Raw genomic sequence first — 19,406 nt, 5'->3', positions numbered from 1 at the left:
TCACTGAACAGCACGTCTGGACCTAGCCATGCCCTCGCCCTATCACTGAACTCCAAGAACAGTTGACGGGGCGAGGGCATGAGCAATTCCATTTCTGTATCAGACCTGACGGAAGATCAGGCACGCAATGAACTGGCGCGGCTGGCTGGGCTTTTACATCATGCGAACGCATTGTATCACCAGAAAGACGCCCCCGAGATTTCTGATGCCGACTATGATGCGCTGAAACTCAGAAACTCAGAAATCGAGTCGCGATTTCCGCAACTCAAGCGATCTGACAGCCCAACGGATATCGTTGGTGCCCGCCCCGCCGATGGGTTCTCCAAGATTTCACATGCCGTGCGCATGCTGTCTTTGGGCAACGCTTTTCAAGACGAAGACGTCTCTGATTTCGATCGGTCTGTCCGAAAATACCTAGGGTTGGATGACGAGACGAGTTTGAGCTATACGGCTGAGCCCAAGATCGACGGTCTCTCCCTTTCGCTTCGGTATGAGAGGGGTAGGCTTGTCCAGGCGGCCACGCGGGGAGACGGAGAAGTCGGGGAAAATGTTACCGCAAATGCGCTGACTATTTCGGATATCCCACAGGTAATCACCGGCGCACCAGACATCCTTGAGGTTCGCGGCGAGGTCTATATGTCTCACGACGACTTTGATCGTCTAAATGAGAGCCAGTCCAAGAAAGGCGAAAAAACCTTCGCCAACCCGCGAAATGCCGCCGCAGGATCCCTTCGTCAGTTGGATTCCGCAATTACCCGTTCTCGTCCCCTCAAGTTTTTTGCTTATGCCTGGGGGGAGCTGTCTGAGCCTCTGGCAAGCACCCAATACGCAGCCATACAGCGCCTGAAGGAATTCGGATTTTCAACCAACCCGCTAACCCGTTTATGCGCGGATACAAAGCAGATTCTGGATCACTATCGCAGCATCGAGCTGCAGCGCGCGACGCTTGGATATGACATTGATGGTGTGGTCTACAAGGTAAACGATCTTGCGCTGCAATCACGGCTTGGGTTCCGGTCCAGCACACCACGTTGGGCAATTGCGCATAAATTTCCGGCCGAGCTTGCCTGGACCCGTCTTGAAGCGATCGACATTCAGGTCGGCCGCACCGGCGCGCTGAGCCCGGTGGCCAGGCTGCACCCGGTTACTGTCGGCGGTGTGGTCGTGTCGAACGCAACGTTGCACAACGAAGATTACATTTCTGGTAAAGACGCAAAAGGCGGCGAGATACGCGAAGGCAAAGACATTCGGATCGGCGACTGGGTTCAGGTTTATCGCGCCGGCGATGTGATCCCGAAGGTTGCCGATGTCGACATTTCGAAACGCCCGGATGATGCCGAAAAGTTCATCTTCCCGGAAAAATGCCCCGAATGTCACAGCGATGCGATCCGCGAGGAAGGTGACGCGGTCCGTCGCTGTACCGGTGGCGTTATCTGCCCTGCGCAAGCCGTTGAGAAATTGAAGCATTTCGTCTCACGCAAGGCCTTTGACATCGAAGGGTTTGGAGCAAAGCAGATTGAGATGTTCTATGATGATCCCGATCTGCCAGTTCGGACCCCGGCTGACATTTTTACTCTGAAACAACGAGATAGTGTAAACCTGAACAGGCTGGCTAATCGCAAGGGATGGGGGGCGCAGAGCGCCACCAATCTGTGGCAAGCGATTGATGAAAAACGAGTTATTCCACTGGGTCGGTTGCTGTTTGCACTGGGCATTCGACATGTCGGCGAGGCAGCGTCGAACCTAATCGCAACGCATTACGGATCATGGGATGAGCTGGAAAAAGCGGTTACCATAGCGCATTGTCAGACCGGGTCAGAATGGGATGAGCTGCTGAACGTTGACGGTGTTGGTGAGGTTATGGCCCGCGCATTGGTTTCAGCCTTCGCCCAACCTGCCGAACGGCAGAGCATCGACGATCTTGTGGCTCAGCTTGATGTCCAAGACGCGAAACGGCCCGATACCTCGGGCAGCCCTGTTGCGGGGAAGACAGTGGTTTTTACGGGAACGCTTGAAAAGATGACCCGCGCCGAAGCCAAAGCACGTGCCGAGGCACTGGGCGCTAAAGTGTCGGGGTCAGTGAGCAAAAAGACCGATCTTTTGGTTGCAGGACCGGGCGCTGGATCAAAGGCGAAAAAGGCGGCTGAGCTTGGGATCGAGACGCTCGACGAAGATGGCTGGTTGCAGCTGATCGACGGCAAATGAGTGGTCGTCCCGAATCTCTGTTCCCGCTGTTTTCGCGGCTGGAAACGCTTGACGGCGTGGGGCCGAAGACGGCTCAGGTCTTGGCGCAGTCAGGTGTCGAGACCCCGCGCGACGTCTTGTTCGGGCTGCCTTATGCGGTGATTGATCGGCGCAGAAGAGACACCATTCAGGGCGTGGATTTGCCCTCGACGCTGACCGTAGAAGTCAGCGTTGGCATCCATCGCCCCCCTAGAAACAAGGGCGGTGCGTACCGTGTCCATGTTGAAGACAGCCAGACTGAATTTCAGTTGGTGTTCTTTCATGCCCGCGGCGATTACTTGCAAAAAGTGCTCCCTCAAGGCGCGCGCAGGGTGATTTCTGGCAAGATCGAGCTTTTCGACGGCATTGCTCAGATGGTTCACCCGGATCACATGCTGCCGCCTGCGGATGCAAAGGATATCCCTGAGTTTGAGCCTGTCTATCATTTGACCCAGGGGCTGACCCAGAAAACTGCCTTCAAGGCCGCGCGTAGCGCGGTTGCACTCTCGCCGGAATTGACGGAATGGATTGATCCCGCGCAGGTCGCAAAAGAGAACTGGCCAGACTGGCTGAGCGCTGTACAAGCAGCGCATAATCCGCAGGGTGCGGATGATGTAGCGTCTTTTTCTCCAGCGCATGAGCGTTTGGCCTATGATGAGCTGTTCGCGCATCAACTTACGTTGGCATTGGCCCGCCAAAGAGAGCGCAGGGTCAAGGGGATCGCCAGCGCTGGTACGGGCAAGCTGCAATCCCGTGTGTTGTCGAACCTGCCATACAAGCCCACCAACGCCCAACAGCGCGCAATTCAAGAGATCGCAGGGGATATGGCCTCCGATACGCGCATGAACAGATTGCTTCAGGGGGATGTTGGGTCCGGCAAGACTCTGGTTGCGTTCATGGCGCTGCTGGTCGCGGTCGAGGCGGGCGGGCAGGGCGTCATGATGGCCCCAACCGAGATACTCGCTCAGCAGCATCTGGAAGGGTTGCGCCCCCTCGCCGAAGAGGCGGGCGTGGTTCTGGAAATCCTGACCGGTCGCGACAAGGGGGCGGATCGGCGTGCCAAGCTGTTGGCGCTTCAACGGGGGGATATTCACATTTTGGTGGGCACTCACGCCGTATTTCAAAGCGATGTCGCGTTTCAGGAATTACGGCTGGCAATCGTCGACGAACAGCACCGATTTGGGGTCCGTCAACGCATGGAGCTGTCGGAAAAAGGCAGGGGGGCGGACGTTTTGGTCATGACAGCAACGCCGATCCCACGCAGTCTGGCCCTGACTCAATACGGTGACATGGACGTGTCCGTGCTTGATGAAAAGCCGCCGGGGCGTAAACCTGTCAAAACAGCGGTTGTGAGCACTGAACGGATTCAAGAAGTTGTCTCGCATCTGCAAAAAGCTATTGCTGAGGGCCGCCAATGCTACTGGGTTTGCCCGCTTGTCGATGAATCCGAAGTATCGGATCTGACAGCTGCCGAGGAACGGTTCAAAAGGCTGCGAGCAATTTTGGGGGACGGGATCGTGGGGCTGGTTCACGGCCAAATGCCGCCCGCCGACAAAGACGCTGCGATGAAGGCATTTCAGCAGGGGCAAACCAAAGTTCTGGTGGCGACCACGGTAATCGAGGTTGGCGTGAATGTTCCAAATGCCTCGATCATGGTTATCGAAAGGGCCGAGATTTTTGGCCTGGCGCAGCTGCATCAGCTTCGCGGCCGTGTTGGGCGAGGCGAGGCAGAATCGACATGTCTGCTGATGTATCAGCCGCCCCTCGGCGAAGGGGGGCGCAAAAGGCTGGAAGTTCTGCGCGAAACCGAAGACGGGTTCAAAATCTCTGAGACAGACCTGCAAATGCGCGGAGCGGGCGATCTGATCGGTACCGCGCAGTCAGGTCTGCCGAAGTTCCGTATCGCCGATTTGGAAAGGCAGGCCGGTTTGATGGCAGTTGCGCAGTCTGACGCAAGGGCTCTGCTGGGCGCGGACGCCAAACTTGAAACGCAAAGGGGCAAGGCGGCTCGTGTTCTTTTGTGGCTGATGAAACAGGATCAGGCAATCCGTTTGATATCAGTTGGTTAGACGAAAACAGGAACATTAGTTCACAAATGTTCTCAAAAAGTTCTTTACCAAGACATCAAAATATGAGAACAAAAGGTCAACAAAGGATTAAAACCCTGACCGGAGGAACCCATATGCTGACCCAGATCAAGACCACCCTAAGTCGTTCCCAGTCGACGCTGTTGCAGGACGCAGCAGGTGCGGTTGCACTGGTGGTCATACTTATGGTCGCACTTCATCTTCCCGGAACGTATTAAGCCTTTCTGCCTGCGATCTCGTGCCGATCACGCCGCGCTTGTCATCCCCATTTCAATCAAGGGTGACCTGCCTGTCCCAATACCCTTGAAGGGCCATGCCTCGGCCCCGCGCGGATATCCGGACCCCACATGAGAAACGCATTACCTGCCGCCGCCCTTTCCGCCCGGAAGGAGCGGCGGTTTTTTTTAGAGCTGGCCGGTTTTCATAATTTCCAACAACGCCGACAGAACCGAGTTTACTGCGACCGATGCCAGGATCATCCCCATGACACGGCTGATGATGGCGGCGCCTGAATGGCCGATCAGCCGAATGATCGGTTCGGCCAGCAACATCAGGACAAAGGCAATCGCAACAACCGACAGCATGACCAAAGCCGTGATCCCCTGATCAGCAACACTGTACCTGTTGTTATCGGTCAAGATGACGATGGCCAGCATCGCACCTGGTGAGGCAAGCGAGGGGACGGCAAGAGGAAAGATCGCTGGGTTGTGTTTGTGGAGTTCGTCTTTGATGTCGTCCTCGGCAGCGCGCTGCTCGACTTCCTGTTTGGGCTCGCCAAAAATCATGGTCAGCGCGAACAGGAAAAGGATAATGCCGCCAGCGACTTGAAAAGAGTTCAGGCCGATATCCAGTGCCTCGATCAGCAGTTGCCCGAAGACCAGGAAAAACAACAGAATCCCGGCGCTGATAAGCGAGGCCACAAGCGCCATTTTGCGGCGTGCAGCGGCCCCAAGCCCTGCGGTAACAGCGATGAAGACCGGGATTGTTCCAATAGGATCAATAACAACCCAAAGCGTGACAAAATGCTCAAGTAAACCGTTCAAAACTGGAATTCCCTTCGTATATTCCGAAAGGCTATAACGTTTCGCCCGTCAAAACCATGTTTAGGCGCAATTTGCACGTTCCGCCTGTTCAAATGCCTCTGCGGTTGCATCAAGAACCAGCAGGATCGAGGCATGGCGGTTCTTATATTCCCGTGCGGGCATCAAAACCTCTAGCCCATCAAATGGGGCCTCGGGTGCCGATCCATCCTTTTTCAGCATCGCGGACAGTTGCTCGCGCGCCTTTTCGACCTGAGCACGCGTTGTTCCGACGATTGCCCCGCCAACAACCGAAGCGGAGGCCTGTCCCAAAGCGCAGGCTTTCACGTCCTGACCGAACTCTGAAATTCTGCCATCCTGAACTTTGACATAAACCGTGATGGTCGACCCGCATAGGGGCGAGCGTTTTTTCACCGTAGCGTCAGCATCATCAAGCCGGCATAGGTGTGGGATGTCAGCAGCAAGGGCCAGAATTCGGCCAGAGTATAGCTTTATCAGGTCATTCTCACCGGACATGGCTTTCCCTCGTTGAATGTTCCCAATACATAGTGGCCATCCACCGGGATGCAAAAGGTTTTTGTCATGTCTTCCTCAGTCGCGTTCGATGCATCGAGTTTGAAATTCAACGAGGCTGGGCTGATTCCAGCCATCGCTCAGGACGAAAATACGGGCGAGGTATTGATGATGGCCTGGATGAACCAGAGCGCCATTGAAAAGACGCTCGAAACCAGACGCGTTACCTATTGGTCCCGCTCGCGCCAGTCATTCTGGATCAAGGGTGAAAGCTCGGGCCATGTGCAGGAATTGGTTGATCTCCGCGTGGATTGCGACCGGGATTGCCTGCTTGTCCTTGTGCGCCAGACCGGCCCGGCCTGCCACACCAACCGTCGATCTTGTTTCTACACAGCGGTCAGAGACGGGGACGAGGTCGAAATCATGCACCCCATGACCTGATTGGTCAAAGCCCCACCATCGCCCGAATATCTTCGGGCGTCGCACCTTCCTCGCGGAACTTGGCAATGGCGCGCGCATCGTCGCGTTTGGCCAGCCGTTTGCCGGCCTGATCGCGTATCAGGCGGTGATGCAGGTAGATCGGTGTCGGCAAACTCAACAGCGTCTGCAGCAGAACGTGGATACGTGTGGCTTCGAACAGATCCTGACCGCGAACCACATGCGTAACATTTTGTGCAGCGTCATCCAGAACGACCGACAAGTGATACGACGTGCCCATATCCCGGCGCGACAGAACGACATCCCCAACCGTTTCCAACATCTCTGCCTGTGTAAACCGGACACAGCCGGATTCAGCGCCTGGACCTTCTCCAATCTCTTGAAACCATGCAGTGTTTTTATCGATCTGAAACAGGCTGGATGTTTGTTGCAAAGCTTCGGCCATATTCAATCGCAACGGAATATTCAGCGGGCGTGGTTGACCCGATGAACCCTGTTGTTTCCAACGTGTGCGACACGTTCCCGGATAGATAATCCCGTCCGGACCAAGAAGTGGGGCTCCTTCCTGGGGAGCGCTGGCCGCGTTGGCGATGTCTTTTCGGTTGCAGCTGCACGGGTACAACAGCCCCCGCGACCACAGATCGTCCAGCACGGAATCATAGATTGCGGTTCGCGTGGATTGGCACAGCACCGGTTCAGGCCAAGACAGGCCAAGCCAATGCAAATCATCGTAAATCTGGGTTTCCCATTCCGGGCGCGAGCGAGATCGGTCGATGTCCTCGATTCTCAGCAAAAACAGCCCATTATTCGACTTTGCAAAATCATGGGCCGACATCGCCGAATAAGCGTGGCCAAGATGCAGCGGTCCTGTGGGCGAAGGGGCAAATCTGGTTACTAAAGTCACACTTTTTCAACAATATAAACGTCAGACTTCATGTCCATTCCCGGAAGGTGCGGGCCATATTCCCGGAACAGCAATCGTGCTGCGCCCATATCCAGCCAATCGCTGAGGCGAACGGTATAGCTGTGATATTCAAGCGTATGATCATTATAGGAAAAAGCAATAAGGCCGCCTGACGGTAACGCGTTGATGAGCATATCCAAAGTCTCAGGTGGTGCGGCACCCACGCCGATGACCCCGATTGCGGTGATGACCTTATACGCGCCAGACTGCAGCGGGCTGGGATCTGCGATGTCAAAGCTGATCAAGTTGCGATAAACCCCCTTTGCCAGAGCGCCCTCTAACATCTGCGGGGTGGGGTCTATTCCATCGACGACCTCAAACCCGACCGCGTTCAGCGCGACACCTGACAGGCCGGTACCGCAGCCATAGTCCAGAATTGGGGTTTTGGGCTCGGGCAGTTGCGACCAGAGAGCCCGGGCGATACGTCCCGGGGTCGCATAACCGTTTGACCCAACCTCATCATCATAAGACGAGGCCCATTTTTGATAATGTGCTTTGGTCGCCTGAGGCGAATCCAGCCCATAGACATCCTTTAGGAATTTATCGCTCATACCGATATGTTAGGACGTCGGGGCCGGACCCGTCCAGTCACCAATGCGCCAACCACTTGGTCCATTCTTCCTTGGCCCGGTCAGTATAGGCCTTGTAGCGGTCTTTTCGGCCACGCCGACCGCCTTTTAACCCATCGACAGGACGGAACAGACCGAAATTCACGTTCATAGGCTGGAATGTCTTTGCCTCGGCACCGCCAGTGATGTGGTGGATCAAAGCGCCCATGGCACTGTCCTGCGGAACTTCGGGAACGGTACGGCCCAACATCTCGGCAGCAGCCAGACGTCCGGCCAAAAGACCCATCGCGGCGCTTTCCACATAACCTTCGACACCGGTAATCTGACCGGCGAACCTGATATTGGGCTTTGATTTCAGCCGCATCTGGGAATCCAGCAATGTCGGAGAGTTGATGAACGTATTGCGATGAATACCGCCCAGCCGCGCAAAACTGGCATTCTCCAACCCCGGAATCATGCGGAACACATCGGTTTGGGCTCCGTATTTCATCTTGGTCTGAAAGCCGACAATGTTGAACAATGTTCCTAGCGCGTTATCTCGGCGCAGTTGAACCACCGCGTGAGGCTTTACCTCGGGCTGATGCGGGTTCGTCAGGCCGACCGGCTTCATCGGTCCGTGGCGCAACGTTTCACGACCGCGCTCGGACATAACCTCTATCGGAAGACAACCATCGAAATAGCCTGCGGTCTCTCCTTCATGGAACTCGGTCTTGTCCGCGGCCAGCAGGGCGTCGATGAAGGCGTCGTACTGTTCTCGGTCCATCGGACAATTCAGGTAAGCGGTGCGTTCTTCTTCGGTCTCACCCTTGTCATACCGAGATTGCATCCAAGCTTTGCTCATGTCGATGCTGTCTGCATATACGATTGGTGCAATGGCATCAAAGAACGCCAACGACTCGGCGCCGGTTTCCGCGCGGATTGCTTCTCCCAATCCAGCAGACGTCAGTGGGCCGGTGGCGAAAATCCATTGGCCGTCATCGGGCAGGGCGGTCACTTCTTCGCCAGTGATTTCGACAAGGGGGTGAGCCTTTAACCTGGCCGTCACAGATTCCGCAAACGGATCGCGATCTACAGCCAATGCGCCCCCGGCCGGCAGTCGGTGCGCATCTGCCGTTTTCAAGATCAACCCTTCGGCCTCGCGCATTTCCCAATGCAGCAGTCCAACGGCGTTCTGTTCGTCATCATCCGACCGGAATGAGTTCGAGCAGACCATCTCGGCCAAGTTGCCGGTCTGATGCGCAAAAGTTCCGACTTTTGGGCGCATTTCGTGAATCACGACCTCGACGCCCATTTCCGCCGCTTGCCATGCGGCCTCGGACCCGGCCATGCCGCCGCCCACGATATGCAATTTCTGTGTCATAAGCTGCCACATAGGGCACAGAAGATCGCAACGCAACACAGCAGCGATGGCGCACGGGAAATCATGTTTTCAAGGGATTTTTGGGGTCGCCGATGCGGGAATGTCTGCGCCAGTGAGAGAAACCAGCTCGGAGGGACCTTCCGCCCACGGCGACCCAAAAAGTGTTCAAGGCCTCAGCCTCGTCTCAGCATTGCCACAGTAACGCCCATTTGAAAAGTCCAAAAATGGCGACATTGCGGAAAAATATGCATGACAAATTCCTTATTGGCTCCAATTTGGATCTCTTTTTCCGATAAATGCAGATATTCCTTCTTCGGTATCCCGATGCATCATATTCTGAGCCATTACCTCGCCGGTATAGGAATAGGCTTGATCCAATGGCATATCCAACTGGCGGTAGAAGGCCTGTTTTCCGACTTTCACGGCAGATCCCAGTTTGGAGGCAAGCTGCTCGGCCAGTGAAACAGCCTCATGCTCCAACAGCATTTCTGGCACCACACGATTGACAAGACCCAGCTCAGCAGCTCGTGACGCCGGAATGAAATCTCCAGTCGTCAACATCTCGAAGGCGTGTTTGCGTGGAATGTTTCGGCTAAGAGCAACCATTGGGGTCGAACAGAACAGCCCGATATTCACACCGTTTACGCCAAACCGCGTCCCTTCAGCAGCTACAGCAAGATCGCAGGTTGCAACCAACTGGCATCCGGCCGCCGTAGCAATGCCGTGCACCTGGGCAACAACCGGCTGCGGAAGCGACTGAATTGAAAGCATCATTTTCGCACAGCGATTGAATAGGTCCTGGAAATAGGCTTTGCCGCCGTCTTCAGATTGGCGTCCTGCTGTCATCTGTTTCAGATCATGACCCGCACAAAAAGCTTTGCCTTTACCAGAAAGGATCACCGCCCGGATGGAACTGTCTTCGCGCAGGGCATCAAGTTCAGTCTGTAGCGCAGCCAGCATTTCGTCACTTAGGGCGTTGAGACGGTCTGGCGCATTCATTGTAAGCCTAGCCACGGCGTCTGCGTCATTTCGTTCCAGAATTCCCATCTTGCCCTCCGATCTGATGTGAGGCCAACTCTAGGTCGGCAAATCCAGGAGGGGAAGTATGTCATTGGCAATGAATCGGGAGGAACTGGAGGATTATATGAGCCAAATCTTCCCCCAGGTCAGTCAGGATTATTCGGTCCAGGATCTGACCGAAGAGTCCATCGTCATGAGACTTGCCGTTGGCGACCGTCATTTGCGCCCCGGTGGGACCGTCTCGGGACCGTCTATGTTTGGATTAGCTGATGTAAGCGTTTACGCACTGATCCTGGCGCGCAGGGGCCAGCAGTCTCTGGCCGTGACAACCGGTTGTTCAATGGACTTCATGCGCAAACCGGATGGAAATGCAGATTTGATTGCGCGCTGCACCTTGCTGAAGCTAGGAAAAACCCTTGCCGTAGGTGACGTTCTAATATTTTCGGAAGGGTCAGACAAACCCGTCGCTCGCGCAACGATGACCTATTCTTTACCACCAGAGGGGTCAGCTGCGGCAGCTTTTGGGTGAAAAAATGGCCGGGATAAACCCGGCCAAGGAAGAGGTCCCATATAGGGACTGGGGATTACCTAGCCCTGCCAAAAAGGGCGTTCGATTTCTCGTCTGGCCTGATAATTAGTCAGGCCCACATCCTTCAGCAGCCTGTCATCGAGATTGGACAAGTTAATTCGGCTGCGGCGTTGCCGCTCCCATTTTGTGACCGTCGCCGCAAACCGCACGGCCAGTGCGGCAATCAGCGGCAGCCGGGGGCTGTCGTTAAGCGCTATCAGGGCGGGGTTGTGCATTGCGCGTGTCATCTTGGGGTTCCTTTCAAATTGTATTGACACAAACGTAATATGTTCGGTATGAACAATTGATACATTCAGAATTGTGCTGCAATCAAAGGAAGAATTGTAATGGATACAATTTGGCCAGAGTCACTGCCTAAATCCAAAGGGCCAAAATATACACTGGTCGCCGATACAATTCGAAAAGCTATAGATAACAATCTTTTGGAAGTCGGTACAAAGCTGCCGCCGGTGCGGGAACTTGCCTATAGGTTACAAATCACACCGGGCACCGTTGCGCGCGCCTATACGATACTCACAGACGAAGGTCTGCTCAGCGCCGAAGTAGGACGTGGTACATTTGTGGCCCCGCCCAAGGCGCCTCTGCTCGATGATGTCTGGGCTCGGCAACTTCATCTCAGAGATGACAAATATGAAGCCAATGTCAGCCTGTTCAGCCCGAGGCTTGCCGATATGGGGCAGGTGGCCCTGATCCGCGAATGTATGCAGAAAGTGGCACAATCCGATCCACGCCTGTTTATGAACTATCCAACCCGCGATGCGTATAAACCTATGCGACAGGCTGTTGTAGATTGGCTTTCCGATTTGCCATTGGGACCAATTTCGCAGGACGATATCGTTCTGACCCACGGCGGACAAAACGGTCTTTGCCTTGTATTTCAGACAATATTACGTGGACCAAAGCCGATTGTTCTGGTCGAAGATCTGTCATACGCAGGGTTCCGACGCGCCGGTGAGTTGATGCGTGCAGAGGTCATTGGCGTAAAGATGGACAAATGGGGCGTGGATCCCAACGCTATGGAGCATGTCCTTCGCCAGTCGGCGGCGCAGGCCATATGTGTCTCACCCGAGGTTCAAAATCCGACCGGCTCACATACACCACTGGAACGCCGCAAAGAAGTTGTGGAAATCGCGCGGCGGTTTGGCGTCCAGATAATCGAGGACGACTGCTACCGCATGGGTGATGCAAGAGCGCCCAGCTATCGCGCCCTGGCGCCGGAAAGGGGATGGCATGTGTCGTCGATCTCGAAGATTTTGACGCCCGCACTGCGTGTCGGGTTTGCCATAGCGCCGCGCGAGCGCAGCGTTGATCTGCGCCGTTCAGCGGAATATGGCTATTTTGGCCTTGCTCAGCCGCTTGCCGAACTGGCGCGGCTGATGTTGTCTGATCCGCGGACGCGCCAAATCGCAAAAGATGTCCGGACCCGGATGGGGGAATATGTGCGCGTGGCCGTAAACGCCCTGGGTGGGTTCGACCTGAACTGGGCCTCAGATGTACCTTTTGTCTGGCTGAACTTGCCTTCTGGTTGGCGAGCGGCTGCGTTCAGCCGCGCAGCCGAGCGAGAGGGAATTCAACTGCGGTCTGCCGATGAGTTTGCTTTGCGTGACGGGCGCGCGCCCAATGCGGTGCGCATTGCCATGAACGGGCATGTATCGTTGGATCAATTCGAGGACGCAATGCAGCGTCTCAGGCGTCTGCTGGATAATCCACCCGAACAGATTTCGGTGTAAGGGGACGCTTAATGGATATTCGGGAAATGCGGGGCAGGGGATTTGTCGTCACACCGATGCTCAAAAGTGACTTCGAAGACCTGCACCTTGCAGCCAGCGATCCGTTGATTTGGGCCGGGCATCCCGCCAAATCCCGCCATCAGAAAGAAGTTTTCGCCCCTTATTTCGATTTTCTGTTGAGCGCAGGAGGGTCAGTGACAGTACGCGAAGAGGCGACAGGCCGGGTCATAGGGTGCTCTCGCTATTATGAGCCTCCCGAAGTTCCCGGGGGCATCGGCATCGGATACAGCTTTATCACCCGTGATCACTGGGGCGGAGCCAGCAATCGGATGATCAAATCGCTGATGGTAAATCAGGTGTTCGGCGAACTGGATGAGGTCTGGTTTCATATCGACCCAACCAACTTGCGATCACAAAAAGGGACCGCGAAACTTGGGGCGCGGTACGTTGATACCCGGCAACTTGTTCTTGGTACCGGGGCTGGGCAGTGGATGCGTTGGGTATTGACGGAAAAAGATTGGCAAAAACATGGGGTAAAATAATACCTATTTTGTAATACATTGTTTTTGCTAAGTTAAAACTGATTTGCGTGTATTGACCCGCCTTTCGCGTGGGTTTAAACCCCATCCATCGAATTCGGACCGCTCCGTATGGGGGCGGTCTTTCACATCAAACAGGACTATCCTGCCATGAAAACCTTTTCTGCAACACCTGCAGACATCGACAAGAAATGGATCCTGATCGACGCCGAGGGCGTTGTTCTGGGCCGTCTTGCTTCGATCGTCGCCATGCGTCTGCGTGGCAAGCACAAAGCGTCGTTCACCCCGAACATGGACATGGGCGACAATGTCATCGTGATCAACGCTGACAAAATCCAGATGACCGGCAAGAAGCGCGAAGAGAACTTCTACTGGCACACTGGCCACCCGGGCGGCATCAAGTCGCGCACCAAGCAGCAGATCCTCGAGGGCAAATACCCCGAGCGCGTCGTGACCCAGGCGGTCAAGCGCATGCTGCCGGGCAACCGCCTATCGCGTCAGGTTATGACCAACCTGCGTGTTTATGCCGGTGCCGAGCATCCCCATGAGGCGCAAGCGCCCGAAGTTCTGGATGTTGCATCCATGAACAAGAAAAACACCCGGAGCTAATGACCATGGCTGATCAGATCAATACTCTCGAAGAGCTGAGCGCCGTTGCAGGCGTTGAAGCCGTGGCCGAAGAAGTCATCGTGCGTGAACCCGTACGTGACGAACTGGGTCGTGCCTATGCCACCGGCAAGCGTAAAGACGCTGTTGCCCGCGTTTGGATCAAGCCGGGCTCCGGCAAGGTCACCGTGAACGGCAAAGACCAGGACGTGTATTTTGCACGCCCCGTTCTGCAGCTGATCCTGCGCCAGCCTTTCCAGGTTGCCGGCGTAGAAGGTGAGTTCGACGTTGTTGCAACCGTCAAAGGCGGTGGCCTGACCGGTCAAGCCGGTGCGGTCAAGCACGGCGTGTCGAAAGCGCTGCAACTGTACGATCCGTCGCTGCGTGGCGCACTGAAAGCCGCTGGCTTCCTGACCCGCGACAGCCGCGTTGTGGAACGTAAGAAATACGGTAAGCGCAAAGCGCGTCGTTCGTTCCAGTTCTCCAAGCGTTAATCGCTGGCACGAACCTTCAAGACTGTTTCAAACGGCCGCACAATGTTGCGGCCGTTTTTCTTTTGTTGATTGGGATTTAGTTTGCCGAATCTGTTGTCGAACTCAGCCAGCTGCTTTGGTTTCGATCAGCGGGGCCAGAATCTGGAACATGAAGTCAGACAGAACCCTGTTGCCGTCCGCATTCAGATGGCCATCGTATCTGAAATACAGGTCTTCACCCTTGGTGCTGTATTCCTCAGCGAGGTAGGGCAGCGCTTCGTGCCACTGAAACCCTTGCTCGGCCACCATCCCCTCCATCAGGCGGTCGGGTAGGCCGGGATCGACCTCGGGATCAGAAGATGTTTTCGCGGCCTGAAGAACCTGAAACAACTGTGGGACGGACACGACCACAAGCTCGGATCCCTGCGACTGCGTGAAGGTTGCCATGCGGGAAAACACCTGCTTTGTCGTCTCGACTTTGGCTTGAAACAGATCGCTCATCGGGGTGGTGAAAAAGGCCTTTCGCGGCGTCATCAGGTACAGTTGGGTATAGGTCTGATCGTTCGCCATCAGCATTCGCTTTAACAGCGTTACCGAGTGTAGCGAGGATTTCTTGATATTCCCCGAGCCTACAACCGAACTGACATCGCTAAAGGCGACATCAACGCCATCAACGGTCCGAATGGGCTCATTTGCGAACATATCATTGGGAAGAAAGGTCACCAGCACGATATCAGGGTCATATTTTTCGCTTAACCGCTCAAGATACAGCGCCTGTTGAGATGTGTTATATCCCGGAACACCTGCGTTGATCAGCTGAACAGGCATGCCTTGATCCAGGAACTTCTGGGCCAAGAGTTCTGGCCAGATATCGCCCAGCTCATTTGAGGCGCCGAAGGTAAAGGAATCTCCCAGCAACAGGATCTTGATGGTTTTTCCATCGTCTGATGCACTGGCTGGAAAGCGGGTTTCACGAAACCCGTTTTCGTCGATTTTATACTCGACCGTGAACTCTGGTGCATTTATGGCGACGACGGTGTTTGGCCTGTTCGTATGCCCGACGACCGGGTCCTTCAATCCAAGTGGACCACCCTCTGGATATGTTGTCAGAACGCCTTGTGGTGACAGCCAACGGATGCCCAGCTCCACACCAGCAAGAAGCGTTGCAGAGATCATTACGATGATCAGAAAGTTCAGAATTTTTGACCGCATTTTTTATCTAACTACCTAGAATACCATTTACCGAATTGGTCCCGTTATCGTTGTAATGACGAGGACGCACAAAAAACATTTCTGAATGTTGAGATTAACAGCCCGCACACGTCAAGCGTGAGACGAAAAGAAAGTCACTCCAACACGGATTTGTCAGTCCGTTTCACGTCCTAAAGCCTGTTGAGCCAAAGCAAGGAATTTCTGCCGAGTCTGGTCGATCTTTCGTTTGTTCAGGCTTGGGAACCACCGGCGAACAGGGATCGCCTGCTTATTTCCGAAACTGTCTATCCAGACCCATCGTCCAGACCCGTGGGCCAGCGTCTGATAGACGATGTTGCCGGGGTTCTGGTTACTGACCAAAACGTTCTCTTTGACCAAAATGTCAAAATGCGCGTTCAACGAATCCAAGTGATGCGGCTTAAGGTGACGGCTTTGGACCAAGCCAATAAGGCTGGGCGATAGCTGTCCGTCAGGCTCGGAAATCCGCTCGTACATAAGCGCCAGACCCAGGTCCGTCTGAACCACACCTCGCACCTCACATACGGGGATAGGGGCAGCGGATTTCTGGTGACGCACCATAAGATCAAACGACTCGTGAAACTCGCGCAGAAATCCTTTGAACGCCGTCGAGCGTCGAAACATCCGATCAAACCAGGTATCCGTCACAAGATGAGCTTCGTCATCTATCGTCTGAGGTTGCGGGATCTTCAGCAGAGTGTCCGGCAGATCAGGGTGTTGATAGACAAATTGCCGATTACCCTGCGCTATGATCTTACGATCTTTCAACGACAACAGATTTTCGATTCGAGTTTTTTCCATTTGGCCTAACTATAGCGGTTTTGCATTGGAACCAATTATCCGCAGGTGGATAGCCCAAAACAAAATGAGAAAGCCGCCCGTATTGGAACGGACGGCTCATGGTTTCTAACGCCTGAATGCTGATCAAACTCTGTTTTTCAGTCGTTACTCTTCGTGGACCAGCTTCCAAGCACCGTTTTCAACAACGCTCACAAACACCGTGTCGGCACCTTGGTGGTCGTCCGGCGAAAACGAGATGTGATTTCCAACCAGTTCGTCGTTGTAGTCGAGTGTCTCCATCGCAGCGATAAAACTGTCATGAGTCAGATCGGGGCCGGCGGCGTCCAGCGCCTTAACCATCATTTCAGCCGCAGAATAGCCCAACATCGCAAATCCAACGGGGTCTTCGCCTGTTGCAGCCTTATACTCTTCGATGAAGGCTGCAGGGGCCGGTTGATCCGCGCGGGCCCACAAGTCCAGCCATGAGGCGGCGGCAAAAAAACCATCCGTCACGCCACCCGGCACCTGCGCAACGACGGTCAGGAAGCTGGCTGATGTTCCCAAGAATTTCATATCCGTTAGACCCATCTTTTTGGCGGTGCCAACCACAGTGATCGCCTGCCGAACCCCAAGGGCCATGGTGACGATATCGCAGCCTTCATCTCTGAGCTTGCTCAGAGAGCCCACGAAATCGGTCTCATCAGGCTTGTGGGTGGTTTCTGTGCCAAAACCGATCCCAGCCTCTTCGGCACCCGCCTTGCTGCCTTCCAGAATCTCCTCGCCGAAATCGGTGGGCAGATACATGGTGCAGACTGTTTGCGATCCGAATTCGCCGGCCAGATAGTTCACGCCGACACGCGCCTGATCGAAATAGGTGGAAAAGGACGTGAATTTGTTGCGCACTGGTTCTTGCAGCATTTTCTGCGACGACGTCAAAGGCGCGACATTCGGAATGCCCTTGGGATCCAGCAGTTTGAATCCGGCCAGGTTCATCGGCGTACCCAGAGATTGCAACATCGCAAACACCTTGTCGCGGTTCAGCAACTTGTTGTAGCCCTGCATCGCGCGCGGCATCTGATAGCCATTATCCTCAACCACAAAACGGATGGTCCGACCGTGAACACCACCTGCAGCGTTCACGCGGTCGAACACCACATTGGCGCCTTTGGTGGCTGGGACACCAACAGCGGCGAAGATACCGCTCAGATCATTGACCGAGCCGATTACGATCTCATCATCCGTAACACCCTGTGTCTGAGCGCTGGAGAGTGTCGCGACAGCCGTCAAAACTGTGGCAGCGGACAGCCGTTTAATCAGATTCCTCATTATAATCCTCCCTTTGGATAACGTTTTGTCTAATTGTACATGTCTTCAATAAGATGTTCGTGTTTCTTTTCCACAAAGCTGCGCTTGAGCTTCATTGTGGCCGTCAGTTCGTCATCATCTGCCGTCAGCAGAACATCTATCAGGCGGAAATCCTTGATCTGCTCAACCCGTGCGAAATCCTTGTTTGCGGCACCCACTTCGTCTTTGATCTGGTCCCGAACCTCGGCGGAGGCACAAAGAGAGGCAAAATTCGAGAAGGGGACCTTTCGATCCTGCGCAAATTTCTCCACGTTTTCCTGATCAATCATGATTAGTGCAGTCAGGAACTTGCGCTTATCACCAATTACAACTGCGTCCGAGATAAACGGGCTGAACTTGAGACGGCTTTCAATCTCGGCCGGGGCGATATTTTTGCCGCCCGCCGTGATGATAAGATCTTTGAGGCGGCCCGTAATGGTCACGAAACCGTCTTGGTCGATCTGGCCCATATCACCAGTACGCAACCAACCATCCGCAGTGAAAGTCTCGGCTGTTTTGGCGTTGTTTCGCCAGTAACCCTGAAAGATGTTCAGCCCTTTAAGCTGAATCTCTCCGCCTTCGGAAATACGGACGTCATTAACGGGCACAGCCTTTCCAATGGTTCCGATCCTGTTGTTTCCAAGTGTATTCAATGTTGCCAGGCCCGATGTTTCGGTCATACCAAAACCTTCGACCAGAGGTACACCAATGGCCCAGTACCATTTCAGCAAATCCGCCGAAATCGGGGCGGCGCCGCTTCCACCGCGCCGCATATTGTCCAGCCCCAGCATCCGGCGCAGGTTACGCAGAACCAAACGATCCCAAAACCAGTACTGCGCGGCAACACTGGCCGGGACCGGCTTGCCCGCCAGGATATATTCGGCACGTGCCAGACCCGCCTTTACCGCCATTCCAAAGGCCGCGCGCCCGGTCGAGGTTGCATCCTGGGCCATGATCTGAACCTGAGAATAGATCTTTTCCCAGACACGCGGGACCGCCGTAAACGTCGAAGGAGAAACCTCTTGCAGATTTGCGAAAACAGTCTCGGGGCTTTCGGCAAAGTTGACGACAGATTTCGTTGCCAGCGGGAAATATATGGAAACATCACGCTCGAGGATGTGGCAGAGCGGCAAAAAGCACAGCTGTTCATCTGTTTCCAATGCGGGCAAGGAATGGGCGCCGGCTTCGATTGCGGCCAGGATGTTCTCGTGGCTCAGCATTGCGCCTTTTGGCATGCCGGTCGTGCCCGATGTATAAACCAGAAGAGCGGTATCCTGCGGGGATGCAAGCGCGATTTCGGCGTCAAAGCGGTTCGGCTCTTCACGCTCGGTTTGCTGACCTAGCTCATAAAGATCGCCGATCAACATGCAGCGGTCATGGTCCAGGTCATGCAGACCTTCATCCTCAAGGATGATAACCTTCAAAAGATTGGAAAGATCACCTTCGACCTCAAGGAACTTGTCCAACTGCTCTTCATTTTCGACCACCAGAAAACGACTGCCACTGTCATTGATCAGATATTTCAGTTGCGCGGCCGAATCCGTCGTATAGATGCCCGAGGCGATCCCCCCGACGCCCTGAATGCCCATATCGAACCAAGCCCATTCTTTTCGGTCCTCGGACAGGATCGATACGACCTCACCGCGTTTCAAACCGAGCTTTTGCAGGGCGAGGCCTATCCATTTCGCGTGCTGCCAGTAATCCGCCCAGGAATAGGATTTCCAGATACCGAAATCCTTTTCACGATGCGCCGTACGCGCGCCCAAATCGGCACAACGCTTTTGAAACAGCTGACCGATGGTTGTGCATTCGTCCACATAGACCGGTCGCTGACCGGGATTAGCGTTGTACTGAACACCGTTGATCATGATCTGAGAGGGCAGGGTGCTTATATTCATGCG

Annotated in this window: 20 protein-coding genes; 9 read left to right on the top strand and 11 right to left on the bottom strand. The window is 54.7% G+C overall.

The features are described 5' to 3' along the window. The first annotated feature begins 78 nt into the window (after positions 1-78). From ligA to AC2FH9_RS00860, 3 genes are all read left to right on the top strand, one after another. Positions 79-2,205, top strand: a complete 2,127-nt coding sequence (gene ligA / locus AC2FH9_RS00870; RefSeq protein WP_496870445.1) for an NAD-dependent DNA ligase LigA — start codon at positions 79-81, stop codon at positions 2,203-2,205. Continuing rightward, complete coding sequence (recG, locus tag AC2FH9_RS00865) at positions 2,202-4,292, top strand: ATP-dependent DNA helicase RecG (protein WP_496748967.1); 2,091 nt, start codon at positions 2,202-2,204, stop codon at positions 4,290-4,292. The genes ligA and recG overlap by 4 nt, the downstream gene beginning before the upstream one ends. A 62-nt stretch (positions 4,293-4,354) precedes the next feature. Further along, positions 4,355-4,528, top strand: a complete 174-nt coding sequence (locus AC2FH9_RS00860; protein ID WP_496676229.1) for a hypothetical protein — start codon at positions 4,355-4,357, stop codon at positions 4,526-4,528. Positions 4,529-4,714: 186 nt separating this feature from the next. Here the strand turns inward: AC2FH9_RS00860 and AC2FH9_RS00855 are convergent, their stop codons facing one another. Beyond that, a complete protein-coding gene (locus AC2FH9_RS00855) occupies positions 4,715-5,353 on the bottom strand; it encodes a MarC family protein (protein WP_142633886.1) in 639 nt (212 codons plus the stop codon). Positions 5,354-5,413: 60 nt separating this feature from the next. Further along, a complete protein-coding gene (locus tag AC2FH9_RS00850) occupies positions 5,414-5,866 on the bottom strand; it encodes an iron-sulfur cluster assembly scaffold protein (protein WP_496870444.1) in 453 nt (150 codons plus the stop codon). A 48-nt stretch (positions 5,867-5,914) separates the two neighbouring features. Here AC2FH9_RS00850 and hisI point away from each other — a divergent pair, with 48 nt between their 5' ends. After that, entirely contained in the window at positions 5,915-6,304 is a 390-nt protein-coding gene (gene hisI / locus AC2FH9_RS00845; protein ID WP_281972122.1) for a phosphoribosyl-AMP cyclohydrolase, read from the top strand. 4 nt (positions 6,305-6,308) lie between these two features. Here hisI and gluQRS read toward each other — a convergent pair whose 3' ends face one another. From gluQRS to AC2FH9_RS00825, 4 genes are all read right to left on the bottom strand, one after another. Further along, complete coding sequence (gene gluQRS, locus AC2FH9_RS00840; protein WP_496870443.1) at positions 6,309-7,205, bottom strand: tRNA glutamyl-Q(34) synthetase GluQRS; 897 nt, start codon at positions 7,203-7,205, stop codon at positions 6,309-6,311. Then, positions 7,202-7,816, bottom strand: coding sequence for a class I SAM-dependent DNA methyltransferase (locus tag AC2FH9_RS00835; protein WP_496748965.1), 615 nt, complete (start codon positions 7,814-7,816; stop codon positions 7,202-7,204). The genes gluQRS and AC2FH9_RS00835 overlap by 4 nt, the downstream gene beginning before the upstream one ends. A 37-nt stretch (positions 7,817-7,853) precedes the next feature. After that, the gene (gene trmFO, locus AC2FH9_RS00830; RefSeq protein ID WP_496691256.1) at positions 7,854-9,194 is read right to left on the bottom strand and encodes a methylenetetrahydrofolate--tRNA-(uracil(54)-C(5))-methyltransferase (FADH(2)-oxidizing) TrmFO; all 1,341 of its coding nucleotides are present in this window, start codon (positions 9,192-9,194) and stop codon (positions 7,854-7,856) included. 261 nt (positions 9,195-9,455) lie between these two features. Continuing rightward, positions 9,456-10,241: an enoyl-CoA hydratase gene (locus AC2FH9_RS00825; RefSeq protein ID WP_496870442.1), complete on the bottom strand. Its 786-nt coding sequence runs from the start codon at positions 10,239-10,241 to the stop codon at positions 9,456-9,458. A gap of 58 nt (positions 10,242-10,299) precedes the next feature. On the opposite strand from AC2FH9_RS00825, the gene AC2FH9_RS00820 reads away from it, so the two are divergent. Then, entirely contained in the window at positions 10,300-10,743 is a 444-nt protein-coding gene (locus AC2FH9_RS00820; RefSeq protein ID WP_142633872.1) for a PaaI family thioesterase, read from the top strand. A gap of 59 nt (positions 10,744-10,802) precedes the next feature. On the opposite strand, the gene AC2FH9_RS00815 is transcribed toward AC2FH9_RS00820, so the two are convergent. Next, the gene (locus AC2FH9_RS00815; protein WP_142633870.1) at positions 10,803-11,030 is read right to left on the bottom strand and encodes a DUF1127 domain-containing protein; all 228 of its coding nucleotides are present in this window, start codon (positions 11,028-11,030) and stop codon (positions 10,803-10,805) included. Positions 11,031-11,129: 99 nt separating this feature from the next. Between AC2FH9_RS00815 and AC2FH9_RS00810 the strand changes: the two genes are divergently transcribed. The 4 genes from AC2FH9_RS00810 to rpsI all read left to right on the top strand — a co-directional run bounded on the left by AC2FH9_RS00810 (position 11,130) and on the right by rpsI (position 14,172). Next, positions 11,130-12,533: an aminotransferase-like domain-containing protein gene (locus AC2FH9_RS00810; RefSeq protein WP_271947069.1), complete on the top strand. Its 1,404-nt coding sequence runs from the start codon at positions 11,130-11,132 to the stop codon at positions 12,531-12,533. An 11-nt stretch (positions 12,534-12,544) separates the two neighbouring features. Further along, positions 12,545-13,075: a GNAT family N-acetyltransferase gene (locus AC2FH9_RS00805; protein ID WP_496870441.1), complete on the top strand. Its 531-nt coding sequence runs from the start codon at positions 12,545-12,547 to the stop codon at positions 13,073-13,075. A gap of 147 nt (positions 13,076-13,222) precedes the next feature. After that, positions 13,223-13,681 (top strand): 50S ribosomal protein L13, encoded by a 459-nt coding sequence (gene rplM / locus AC2FH9_RS00800; protein WP_113790645.1) that lies wholly within the window; start codon positions 13,223-13,225, stop codon positions 13,679-13,681. 5 nt (positions 13,682-13,686) lie between these two features. Then, complete coding sequence (gene rpsI, locus AC2FH9_RS00795) at positions 13,687-14,172, top strand: 30S ribosomal protein S9 (RefSeq protein WP_281972117.1); 486 nt, start codon at positions 13,687-13,689, stop codon at positions 14,170-14,172. A 102-nt stretch (positions 14,173-14,274) separates the two neighbouring features. On the opposite strand, the gene AC2FH9_RS00790 is transcribed toward rpsI, so the two are convergent. The 4 genes from AC2FH9_RS00790 to AC2FH9_RS00775 form a co-directional block, all read right to left on the bottom strand. Continuing rightward, positions 14,275-15,363 (bottom strand): SGNH/GDSL hydrolase family protein, encoded by a 1,089-nt coding sequence (locus AC2FH9_RS00790; RefSeq protein ID WP_496870440.1) that lies wholly within the window; start codon positions 15,361-15,363, stop codon positions 14,275-14,277. A gap of 153 nt (positions 15,364-15,516) precedes the next feature. Beyond that, positions 15,517-16,182 (bottom strand): YrbL family protein, encoded by a 666-nt coding sequence (locus tag AC2FH9_RS00785; protein WP_496785145.1) that lies wholly within the window; start codon positions 16,180-16,182, stop codon positions 15,517-15,519. A gap of 144 nt (positions 16,183-16,326) precedes the next feature. Continuing rightward, positions 16,327-17,487 carry an ABC transporter substrate-binding protein gene (locus tag AC2FH9_RS00780; RefSeq protein ID WP_496870439.1) on the bottom strand — a complete coding sequence of 387 codons (1,161 nt, stop codon included), beginning with the start codon at positions 17,485-17,487 and terminating at the stop codon, positions 16,327-16,329. A 29-nt stretch (positions 17,488-17,516) separates the two neighbouring features. Next, positions 17,517-19,403 (bottom strand): AMP-dependent synthetase/ligase, encoded by a 1,887-nt coding sequence (locus tag AC2FH9_RS00775; RefSeq protein WP_496870438.1) that lies wholly within the window; start codon positions 19,401-19,403, stop codon positions 17,517-17,519. Positions 19,404-19,406: the final 3 nt, after the last annotated feature.

It is taken from the genome of Ruegeria sp. CDSC081, from assembly GCF_059610485.1.
Note: the sequence above shows the minus strand (reverse complement) of the source record. Positions and strands in the feature narration are given on the sequence as shown.